Raw genomic sequence first — 10,887 nt, 5'->3', positions numbered from 1 at the left:
CATGCGCGCCCGGGCCCTGGTCCCGCACGCCACCGCCGCGGCGGTCACCGCGGTCGTGCTCGCCCCGCTCGCGGCGCCCGGCTACGTGCTCCGGTACGACATGGTCTTCGTGCCCCGGCAGCCGCTGAGCTGGGAGCTGGTCGCGCCGGCCGACGCGCTGCCCCGGGCGGTACCGCTGGACGCGCTCGTCTCGCTCGCCAGCCTGGCCGTACCCGGGTGGCTGCTGCAGCGGCTCGCCCTCGCCGCCATCCTCTACCTCACCGCGCTCGGCGTGGCGCGGCTGGTGCCGACCGGGCGGACGCTGCCGAAGGTGGTCGCCGCCCTCGGGTACGCCTGGACGCCGTACCTCGCCGAGCGGCTCCTCTTAGGACAGTGGGGGCTGCTGCTGGCGTACGCGGCGCTGCCCTGGCTGGTGGCGGCGGCGCGCGACCTGCGGGCGGGCCGGCCCGGCGCGCTGGCCCGGCTGGTCCTCACGGCAGCGCCGGCGGCGGTGACCCCGACCGGCGGCCTGATCGCGCTCGCCACCGTGGTGGTGCTGCTGGCCGCCGCGCGCCCGGCCGCACCGGCGCCCGAGCCGGGACGTCCACAGTGGACGCGGGGCGACCTGGCCAGGCCGGTCCTCGCCGGTGGCGCGGTCGCCGCGCTCTGCGCCCCGTGGGTGGTGGCGGCACTGACCAGCGCCGCGGGCGGCCGGTCCGACCCGGCGGGCGTCGCCGCGTTCGCCGCCCGGGGCGAAAACTGGAGCGGCGCCTGGGGCGCGGTCGCCGGCACCGGCGGGATCTGGAACGCGCAGGCGGTGCCCGGGAGCCGGGGCTCGCCGCTGGTGCCGCTCGCCACGCTGGCCCTGCTCGCGGTCTGCGTGGCCGGCCTCGTCGAGCTGCGCCGCCGCTGGCCGGGCGGGGCGGGTCGGCTCGCGCTGCTGGCCGGGGGCGGGCTGCTGATCGCCCTCGCCGGTACGCCGCCGGCCGCGCCGGGCCTGCGGTGGCTCGTCGCGAACGTCGCCGGCGCCGGCCTGCTCCGCGACGGCCAGAAGTTCCTGATCCCGTACGCGCTGCTGGTCGCGGTCACGCTCGGCGTCGGCGCCGAGAGGCTGGCCGAGCGCCTCGCCCGCCGGCTGGACCGTACCGCCGGGCGGGTGGTGCTCGTCGCGGCCGCGCTGCTGCCGGTGGCGATCCTGCCCGACCTCGCGTTCGGCGCGGCCGGCCAGCTGCGTCCGGTGCGCTACCCGGCCGACTGGGCGGCGGTGTCGGCCCAGGTCGGTGCCGCGCCGGGCGAGGTGCTGTCGCTGCCGTTCCACGGCTACCAGCGGTACCGGTGGAACCGCGGCCAGGTGGTCCGCGACCCGGCGCCGCGCTTCCTGGACGCGCCGGTGCTGATGAACGACGCCCTCCAGGTCGGCGACGTGACCGTCGACGGGGAGAACCCCCGCGCCGCGCGGGTCCGGGCGCTCCTCGCCGCCGGCGAGCCGGTCGCCCGGATCGGCGTCCGCTGGGTGCTGGTCCGGAAGGAGCCGGGCCTGGAGGTACCGGCACCGGCGCTGGCCGGGCTCCGCCCGGTGTACGACGGCCGGTACCTCGCGCTCTGGGAGAACCCGGGGGCGGTCCAGCCGCGCGCCGGCCCGCACCGCCGGTGGCCGGCCGCCGCCGCCCACCTGGGCGCCGCCCTCGTCGTGGCCGTCGCGGGAATCGCGCTGCTGCGCGCACAGCGCACGGCGTGGTACCGTCCGCACACTCGTCTATCCGAGGAGGGGTCACCATGGCCAAGCTGGCCACGTTCGTCGTCGCCGCCGTCCTCGGTGCGGCGCTGGGGATCATCGGGATCTACGCCACCGCCGGCGCGGTGAGCCCGTCCGCCGACACGGTGGCCGACGAGGTCAACGAGGATCCCGCCACCACGGTCTACGGCACCCGCTGACCCCGCGGCCGCGGCACCCGCGGCAGCTGGCCGGCGACCACGCCGGCGAAGGCGTCGGCCGACACGTCCCAGGTGAAGCCCCGGGCGTACTCGCGCGCCGCCCTCCCCATCTCGGCGCGGCGGTCGGCGTCCCGCAGAAACCGGCGTACTGCCTTGAGGAACTCCAGCTCGTCGTCGACCAGCAGGCCGGTCCGGCCGTCGACGATCGCCTCGCACACGCCGCCCGCCGAGCGGAACGCGACGGACGGCGTACCGTGCGCGGCGGCCTCCACAATGGTCAGTCCCCAACCCTCCTTGATGGAGGGGGTCAGCGCAAGCCAGGAGCGGCACAGCAACCCGTGTTTCTCCGCTTCGGACACGAACCCGGTGAACCGGACCCGGCCGGCGATGCCGAGGTCGGCGGCGAGCCGGCGCAGCGGCGCCTCCCACCAGCCCTGCCCGGCGACGACCAGCTCGATGGCGGGCATCTCCAGCGCGAGCAGCGCGGTGGCGCGCAGGGCCAGCTCCACCCGCTTGTGCGGCACGAGGCGGCCGAGCACGAGCAGGCTCGGGTGGCCGGTACGGGCGGCGGGCGGCCCGACCGCGGTGGGCGTGCCGTTGCGGATGACCGTGATCCGGCCGGCGTCGACGCCGAGCCCGGCGAGCTCGGCGCGGCTGGACTCGGAGACCGTGACGTACCGGCAGGAGCGGTAGACCCGGATCGCCAGCCGCGACTCGATCCACCAGCCGATCCGGGCCGGCACCGGCCCGAAGATCACTCGCCACTGCTCCCGGTGTACGTGGTGGACCAGGGCGATCACCGGCCGGCGGGCGTAGACGCGGCTGAGGAACGGCAGCCCGTTGCAGACGTCCACGATCAGGTCGGGGCGGCCGAGCCGGCGGCCGGCGAGCGGCCCGAACCCGAGCGCGCCGGCGAGGTAGACCAGCGCGGCGAACAGGTACACCGTGTGCCGGCCGCCGCGCCGCACCACCCGTACCCCGTCGGGTTTCGTCTCGTCGGCCGGGGCGTTGGCATGTGCCTGGCAGAAGATCGTCGAACGGTATCCGCGCGCGGCCATCTCGGCGGCCACCCGCTCGATGTAGACCTCCGAGCCGCCGCCCTCGGGGTGGCGCGTGTCCCGCCAGTTCAGGAACAGTATGTGGCGACTCAGGGCGTCCGTCATGGTCCCCTCGTCACCCCTACTCGCGAGTACGATATGCGGTCGCGTCACACTAGGGCGCTCACGGTACGGTCCGCAACGCCCCCGACGGATCGATGCCGATAAGACGCACAGGAGGTACCGTGACGGACAGCGGCGTCCGGCGCCGGCCGGAGTTCTGGCCGGTCGTCGTGCTCAGCGCCGCTCTCGTCGCGGTGCTGGGCGGCTGGACGGCGGTCAGCTACCTCGACCGCACCCGCAGCGACCCGGGCTGCACCGAGCGGATCGCGCTGCGCGTCGTCACCGCGCCGAGCGTCGCGGCGGCCGCCCAGGAGGTGGGCGGCCGGCTCGCCGCCCGCGACCGCTGCCTCGACCTCGTGGTCGAGGCCCGGGAGTCGGCCCAGGTCCTGCGCGACCTCACCGGCGCCACGCCCGCGGGATCCGCACCCGGCGCGGCGGCGCCGACGGCGGCGGCCGGGCCGCCGCCGGACGTCTGGCTGCCGGAGTCGACGCTCTGGTTGCGCCGGGCCCGCGACGCCGGCGCGTTCCAGGTGCCCGAGACCGGGGTACCGGTGGCGAGCACGCCCGTCGTGCTGGCCCTGGACCGGCGCACCGCGGCCCGGCTCGGCTGGCCCGGTCGGGCGCCCGGCTGGCCGGCCCTGGTCGGCGCCGAGCGCCCGCCACTGCCCGTCGTCCTGCCCGACCCGGCGGTCAGCCCGCTCGGCTTCGGCGCCCTGGTCGCGATCCGGGCGCTCGCCGGCGACGCCCCGGGCGCGGCCGCCGCGATCATGCGCCGCCTCGCGCCGCGCACCGCCGCCGTGACCGGCGAGGCGCCACCCGCGCCGGGCGGGCCGGGCCGCGGCGAGACCGCGGTGGTCAGCACCGAGCAGGAGGTGCTGCGCGGCGGCGGCGCGCGGGTGGCCGTCTACCCGCCGTCCGCGGTGCCCGGCCCCGACTACCCGTACGCCGTCCTCTCCTCGGCCGGCTCCCGCGACGGCGCCGCGGCGTTCCTGCGCGCGCTGCTCGCTGCCGAGGGCGCGGCCACGCTCGCCCGGCACGGGCTGCGCACGCCCGCCGGCGCCCCGCCGGCCGGCGCGGCGACGCCCGGGCAGATCCGGGACAGCGGCTACCCGCCGGCCCCGGTGCCGCCGCCCGCCGAGGCCGCCGCGCTGGTCGGCGCCTGGGGCGGGGTGCACCTGACCGCGCGGCTGCTCGCCGTGCTCGACGTCTCCGGCTCGATGGCGGCGCGGATCCCCGGCAGCCGGGAGACCCGCCTGTCGGCGACCGTCAAGGCCGCGCAGGGCGGCGTCCGGCTGCTGCTCGACGCGACCGAGATCGGCCTCTGGACGTTCTCCACCGACCTGGACGGGCAGCGCGACTACCGGGAGGTCGTGCCGGTCGGCCCGGTCGGGCCCCGCCGCGCGCAGATCGTCGAGCGGCTCGGCCAGGTACGGGTCCAGCCCGACGGCGGCACCGGCCTGTACGACACGACGCTCGCCGCGTACCGCGACAGCGCCCGCAACTGGACCGCAGGCCGGATCAACCTGCTGCTCGTCCTCACCGACGGCACCGACGACAACGCCAGCGGGATCGGCCGCGAGCGGCTGCTGCGCGAGCTCGGCGCGTTGCAGGACAAGCGGCGGCCGCTGCCGATCCTGTTCATCGGTGTCGGCCCGGACATCGACCGGGCCGAGCTGGACCAGATCGCCAAGGCCACCGGCGGGCGGGTCGCGCTGACCCCCGACCCGGCCGGCATCCGGCAGATCTTCTTCACCGCGCTGGCCGAGTTCAGCTGCCTGCCGCCGAAGTGCCGCCGATGACGGCCGCGACCCGGGAACGGGTGGCCGCGCCGGTCGCGGCGCCGCGGCTCGACGGCGGACGGCGGAAGGGCCGCCCGCTCGGCGCGCTCGCGGGCGCGCTGCTGCTGGTCGCGGTGGCGGTGCTGCAACGGCCGGGCCAGGTCACGTTCGACACCAAGCTCGACCTCGCCGTCGACCCGATCGGGTTCATGGCCCGCTCGCTGCACCTGTGGAACCCCGAGGCCACCTCCGGCGAGCTGCAGCAGCAGGCGTACGGCTACCTCTTCCCGATCGGGCCGTTCTTCGCCGCCGGCGACCTGCTCGGCGTACCGCCGTGGATCACCCAGCGGGCCTGGTGCGCGCTGCTGCTCTGCACCGCGTACCTCGGCGTGCTGCTGCTGGCGCGGGCGCTGCGGATCGGCTCGCCGGCGGGGCGGCTGCTGGCCGCGCTGGCGTACGCGCTCGCCCCCCGGATGCTCACCGAGATCGGGCCGCTGTCGTCCGAGATCCTGCCCGTGGTGATGCTGCCGTGGGTGCTGCTGCCGCTGGTGGCCGTACGCTCGCCCCGGCGCGCGGCGGCGCTCTCCGGCCTCGCCGTGCTCTGCATGGGCGGCATCAACGCCGCCGCCGTCGTGATGTCCCTGGTGCTGCCGGCGCTCTGGCTGGCCACCCGCCGCTGGGACCGGCGGCTGCTCACGCTCGCCGCCTGGTGGTGCGCCTGCGTCGCCGGGGCCACGCTGTGGTGGATCGTGCCGCTGCTGCTGTTCGGGCAGTACAGCCTCCCGTTCCTGGACTACATCGAGTCCTCGGCGACCACGACCGCGGTGACCTCGCTCTTCCAGGCCACCCGCGGCACCAACCAGTGGGTCGGCTACATCGTGCAGGGCGAGCCGTGGTGGCCGGCCGGCTGGATCCTGGTCGACGACCCCGCGCTGATGGCGGCCACCGCGCTGGTCGCCGTCGCCGGCCTCGCCGGGCTCGCCCTGCCGGGGCTGCCCGAGCGCCGGTTCCTCGTGCTCGGCGCGGTGACCGGGCTGACCCTGCTCACGGTCGGCTACCTCGGCACGCTGGACAGCCCGTTCGCCGCCACGGTCCGCGACCTGCTCGACGGGACGCTCGCGCCGCTGCGCAACGTCCACAAGTTCGAGCCGGTGCTGCGCCTGCCGGTCGTGCTCGGCCTGGCGTACGCGGCCGGCCGGCGGTTCGGCGTGCGCCGGTTCCGGGTACCCGCCGCGCCGCTCGTGGCCGCCCTGCTGGTCGCGGCGGCGGCGCCGGCCTGGCTCTTCCTGCTCCGCCCCGGCCCCGGCTGGTCGCAGGTGCCGGCGTACTGGCGGCAGGCGGCGAGCTGGCTGTCCACACAGGACCCGAGCGCCCGTACCCTGGTCGTGCCCGGCTCGGGCTTCGCGCTGAACACCTGGGGCCGGACCGTCGACGAGGCGATCCAGCCGCTGGCCGGGGCGCCGTGGTCGACGCGGCACCAGATCCCGCTCGGCTCCGAGGGCAACATCCGGGTGATGGACGCCGTCGAGCAGGTCCTGGCACAGGGGCGCGGCTCGCCCGGGCTCGCCGACTTCCTGGCCCGCGCCGGCTACCGGTACCTGCTGCTCCGCCACGACATCGACCGCGCGGCCACCGGCGCCCCACCGATCGCGGTCGTCCGCCGCGCGGTGGCCGGCTCGCCGGGCCTGTCCCCGGTGGCCTCGTTCGGCCCGGCCGCCGGCGCCGCCGACAGCCCGGTGGACGCCGCGCCCGCCGTACCGTCGATCGAGGTCTTCCAGGTACGCGCGGCGACCCCGGTCGCCTCCGCCACGGCGCTCGACCGCGTACCGGTCGTCAGCGGCGGGCCGGAGTCGCTGCTGGGGCTGCTGGAGCAGGGGCTGGTCGACGGCCGGCAGCCGGTGGTGCTCGCCGGCGACGCGGGCGACCTCGACGTGGCGGGCCGGCCGTGGCTCGTCACCGACGGGCTGCGCCGGCGGGAGCTGAACGTCGGCCGGATGCGCGACAACGTCAGCTACACGCTGGCCGCCGGCGAGCCGACCCGGCAGCGCCGGCAGCGCGGCGACCTCACCCCGTTCGCCACCGCCGGGCACGAGACCGTCGCCGCGTACCAGGGGATCCGCTCGGTGGACGCGTCGAGCGGCGACGCGTTCGCCGACACCATCGGCGCCACCGACCCGTCGTACCTGCCGTTCGCGGCCCTGGACGGCGACCGCCGCACGGCCTGGCGCTCCGACCCGTACGCCGAACCGGTCGGGCAGTGGCTGGAGGTCACGTTCGACACCCCGCGCCGGGTCGACGAACTGACCGTCGACTGGGTCGACGACCTGCGCGCCGGCGCCCCGGTCGAGTACCTGCGGATCACCACCGACCAGGGCGCGGTCGACCGCCAGGTGCCCGGGACCCCCGGGCCGCAACGCCTCGCCACGCTGCCCGGCCTGACCAGCAGGGTGCGCGTGACGGTGCTCGCGCTCCGCCCCGGCCACCGCGGCGGCGCGGTCGCCCTGCGCGAGATCGGCATCCCCGGCCTGGCCGCGCAGCGCGGCCTGCGGGTGCCCGACGACGTCACCGGCGGGCAGATCCCCGGGTACGCCTTCAGCCGCGCACCGCAGGACCGTGGCGCCTGCTACCCGGCCGGCGGCCAGACCCGGTGCGACCAGTTCCTGGCCCGTGCCGGCGAGGAGCCGCTGGGGCTGGACCGGTTCTTCCGCACCCCGGTCCCCGCGACGTACGACCTGCGCCTCACCGCCCGGCCGCGCCCCGGCGGCCCGGTGCCGGTGGAGCTGCCGGTGACCGCCTCGGCCTCCTCCGTCCTCACCGGCGACCCCACCGCCGGCGCGCACGCCACTGTGGACGGTGACCCGGCCACCGCCTGGCTCGCCGAACCGGTCGACGAGACACCGACCCTGCGGCTCGCCTGGGACACCCCGCACGCGCTCGACCGGCTCCGGCTGGTAGCCCCGTCCGCGCCGGTGGCGGCGGCACCCCGCGCCGTGCTCGTGCGGACGCCGGCCGGCGAGAGCAGCGCGCCGGTGGACCCGGACGGGTGGGTCACGTTCCCGCGGGTCACCACCGACCGGATCGAGATCGAGGTGACCGGGTACGACCCGCGGATCGCCGACCCGCGCGGAAGCTGGCCGGCGCCGGTCGGCGTCGCGGAGGTCGAGGTGCCGGCGCTGGCCGCCCTGCTCCGCCCCGCCGCCCCGGACACGCCGGTCACCGCGGCGTGCGGCAGCGGGCCGGCCGTGGAACTGGACGGGGTGGCCTACCCGACGGCGGTCTCCGGCACCCTCGCCGACGTACGCGAGGGGCGGGCGCTGCCGCTGGCGATCTGCGACGACTTCACCACGGGACGGGTCGAACTGGCCGCCGGCGAGCACCGCCTGCGCACCGTACCGTCGGCGTCGTTCGTCGTGGACTCCGCCGCGCTGGTGACCGGCTCTCCCCCGGCGCCGCCGGTGGAGCGGGCCGTCGAGGTGGTCGAGTGGCGGCCGACCTCGCGCACGATCACCGTGGCCGGCGGCGGCGCCGCGCTGCTCGTCGTACCGGAGAACTTCAACGCCGGCTGGGTGGCCACGATGGACGGTCGCCGGCTGCCCGCGGTCCGGGTCGACGGGTGGCAGCAGGCGTTCGAGCTGCCGGCCGGCGACGGCGGGACGGTGACGCTGGCGTTCACGCCGGACCGGCCGTACCGCGCGGGCCTGGCGGCCGGCGCCGGTGCGGCGGTCCTCGTCGGGCTGCTGGCGCTGGTCCCGGCACGGCGCCGGCGCCCGCTCGTGCCGCCGGGCCGGGCGGTGACCTGGTGGGTCGTGGTGCCGCTGATGGCGCTCGCGGTCGCGCTCGGCGGCGTGGCCGCGGTGGCCCTGCTGCTCGCCGCGATGCTGGTCCGCCAGCTGCGGCCCGGCGCGCTGCCCGGCATCGCCGTCCTGGCCGGCGTCGCCGGCACGGCCGTCGCGGTGCTCGGCCGGGTCCAGGGACACGGGCAGGAGTGGGCGTACGGCGGGCTCGTGCAGGCGGCGATGCTCGTGGCGGTGTCCGCCGTGGCCGCGACCCTGACGCCCGCCGCCCGCGCGGAGCCCGAGGCGCCGCCGGCACCCGACCCGCCCGACCCGCACCGCGCGACGATCGGCCGCTCGGTGCGGCTGTTCCGCGGGTTCCTGCACGAGCAGACCGACCCGGACCGGTTCTACTCGATGCTCGCCGCCGACTCGGCGCGCCAGCTCGGCTCCTATGTAGACCTGGACGGCGCCGTGGTGCTGGACGTCGGCGGCGGGCCGGGCTACTTCGCCGCCGCGTTCCGCGGGGCCGGCGCGGCGTACCTGGGGCTGGACCCCGCCGTCGGCGACTTCGCCGCGGGCGGCGCACCGGTCGCCGGGATGATCCGCGGCGCCGGCACCGCGCTGCCGGTACGCTCCGGCGCGGTCGACGTCTGCTACTCCTCCAACGTGCTGGAGCACGTCTCGACGCCGGAGGCGATGCTCGACGAGATGCTACGGGTGACCCGGCCGGGCGGCACCGTCTTCGTGTCGTTCACGCCGTGGCTGTCGCCCTGGGGCGGCCACGAGACCGCGCCCTGGCACTACCTGGGCGGCGAGCGGGCCCGGCGCCGGTACCTGCGGCGGATGGGGCGGGAGCCCAAGAACCGTTACCGGCACACGCTCTTCCCGGTCAGTGCGGCGCGGGCGATGCGCTGGGCCCGGAGGGCGCGCCGGGAGGGTCGAGTCGAGATCGTGGATGTTCTGCCCCGGTACCACCCGCGATGGGCATGTTGGGTGGCCCGCCTCCCGGTCCTGCGCGAGGTCCTGACGTGGAACTTCACGATGATTCTGCGACACCGGGGAGCTCAGGGGTCGCACCAGATGTGACTCAGTAGTAACCTGCTCGCCAGCCGGCGGACGTTTCCCCCACGAGTCCGTCCCTACACTGTGGAGGCGCGCTATGAGGTCCCGGGTGACCCACGCCGTGCTTGTCGGCCTTGGAGTCCTCGCGCTGGTTTTCGCGGCGGGGCTGGCCTTCTTCATCGGGCCCCGGGTCGAGCAGCTTCCGTACGACCTGGAGCGCACCCAGTCGGTCGCGGAGGCACCCAACGCGACCTTCATGCAGATCACCGACGGCAACGTGGCGGTCAACCAGGGCACCCTACGGTCGACGATCACCGTGCAGCCCGACACCGCGCAGACCGCCGACCTGCAGGGCGACCTCGACGGCGAGGCGGTGGTGTGGCTGGTCGGCCAGGAGGTCGTCCGCACCGACAACGACGAGCTGGTCAGCGCGTACAGCACGTCGCTCGCGCTGGACCGCCGGACCGCGGCCGCCCAGCCGTGGAACGGGCAGTGGCTCGACACCGGCGGCGACCGGCAGGGCGTCAACTACACCGGCCAGACGTACAAGTTCCCGTTCGGCACGGAGAAGACGACGTACCAGATCTTCGACCGCGACATCCTCGCCGCCCAGCCCGCCGTCTTCGTCAAGACCGAGGAGATCGAGGGCCTGGAGACGTACCAGTTCACCCAGGAGATCCGGGGCGGGCGGCAGGAGGTGCCGGCCGACCGGCTGCAGGTCATCCTGGGCGCGCTGATCCCCGGCGCCACCTCCGGCCAGATCGTCTACAACAACACCCGCACCGTCTGGGTGGAGCCGACCACCGGCCAGTACATCAAGGTGCAGGAGACGCAGGAGAAGAACCTGGTCGCCGACAGCGGCCAGTCCGTCAAGATCCTGGATGCCGTCTTCACGTACACCGACGACACGATCGCCAGCAGCGCCGACCGCGCCTCCGCCAACCGCCAGCTCCTCCAGCTCGTCAACCTGTGGGGCCCGATCGGGCTCGCGGTGGTCGGCCTGATCCTGATCGCCCTGGCCCTGGCGTTCGGCCTGCGCCGCGGCGGCCGCCACGCCGTTCCCGCCGCCGTCGCACCCGCCGACGCCGGCGACAAGGGCCCGGTCAAGACGACCTCGTAACCCCCGAAGACCCGAGGCACCGCGGTGGCTCCCTCGCCGCCGCGCGCCGCCGCGGGGTGGGCAGTGATCGAAGCTCC

The 10,887-nt window shown here is 76.5% G+C and carries 5 protein-coding genes and 1 pseudogene; 5 read left to right on the top strand and 1 reads right to left on the bottom strand.

Going from position 1 to position 10,887, the window contains the following annotated elements:
- Nucleotide 1 precedes the first annotated feature (1 nt).
- Together RB614_RS05930 and RB614_RS05925 are read left to right on the top strand one after the other, a co-directional pair.
- Nucleotides 2-1,717: pseudogene (locus RB614_RS05930) on the top strand (MmpA family trehalose lipid delivery protein); the annotation flags it as partial.
- Between the two features lie 38 nt (nucleotides 1,718-1,755).
- On the top strand, nucleotides 1,756-1,914 hold the full coding sequence (locus tag RB614_RS05925; protein WP_308711334.1) for a hypothetical protein: 159 nt from the start codon (nucleotides 1,756-1,758) through the stop codon (nucleotides 1,912-1,914).
- On the opposite strand, the gene RB614_RS05920 is transcribed toward RB614_RS05925, so the two are convergent.
- Nucleotides 1,899-3,077, bottom strand: a complete 1,179-nt coding sequence (locus RB614_RS05920) for a glycosyltransferase family 4 protein (RefSeq protein WP_308711333.1) — start codon at nucleotides 3,075-3,077, stop codon at nucleotides 1,899-1,901. The two genes, RB614_RS05925 and RB614_RS05920, sit on opposite strands and share 16 nt — an antisense overlap.
- Before the next feature lie 119 nt (nucleotides 3,078-3,196).
- Between RB614_RS05920 and RB614_RS05915 the strand changes: the two genes are divergently transcribed.
- From RB614_RS05915 to pgfA, 3 genes are all read left to right on the top strand, one after another.
- On the top strand, nucleotides 3,197-4,873 hold the full coding sequence (locus tag RB614_RS05915; RefSeq protein ID WP_308711332.1) for a substrate-binding domain-containing protein: 1,677 nt from the start codon (nucleotides 3,197-3,199) through the stop codon (nucleotides 4,871-4,873).
- Nucleotides 4,870-9,714 (top strand): alpha-(1->3)-arabinofuranosyltransferase domain-containing protein, encoded by a 4,845-nt coding sequence (locus RB614_RS05910; protein ID WP_308711331.1) that lies wholly within the window; start codon nucleotides 4,870-4,872, stop codon nucleotides 9,712-9,714. Before RB614_RS05915 ends, RB614_RS05910 begins: the two co-directional genes overlap by 4 nt.
- A gap of 73 nt (nucleotides 9,715-9,787) precedes the next feature.
- Nucleotides 9,788-10,810, top strand: coding sequence for a cell envelope lipid trafficking protein PgfA (pgfA, locus tag RB614_RS05905; protein WP_308711330.1), 1,023 nt, complete (start codon nucleotides 9,788-9,790; stop codon nucleotides 10,808-10,810).
- Nucleotides 10,811-10,887 lie beyond the last annotated feature (77 nt).

This window comes from Phytohabitans maris, from assembly GCF_031085175.1.
GTDB lineage: Bacteria > Actinomycetota > Actinomycetes > Mycobacteriales > Micromonosporaceae > Phytohabitans > Phytohabitans maris.
The sequence above is the reverse complement of the archived record's forward strand: the minus strand, read 5'-3'. Positions and strand labels throughout refer to the sequence as shown.

What these genes read in the sequence shown, in the direction of transcription:
- RB614_RS05925 (WP_308711334.1), top strand. Translation starts at nt 1,756, where the DNA reads ATGGCCAAGCTGGCCACGTTCGTCGTCGCCGCCGTCCTCGGTGCGGCG.
- RB614_RS05910 (WP_308711331.1), top strand. Translation starts at nt 4,870, where the DNA reads ATGACGGCCGCGACCCGGGAACGGGTGGCCGCGCCGGTCGCGGCGCCG.
- pgfA (WP_308711330.1), top strand. Translation starts at nt 9,788, where the DNA reads ATGAGGTCCCGGGTGACCCACGCCGTGCTTGTCGGCCTTGGAGTCCTC.
- RB614_RS05920 (WP_308711333.1), bottom strand. Translation starts at nt 3,077, where the DNA reads ATGACGGACGCCCTGAGTCGCCACATACTGTTCCTGAACTGGCGGGAC.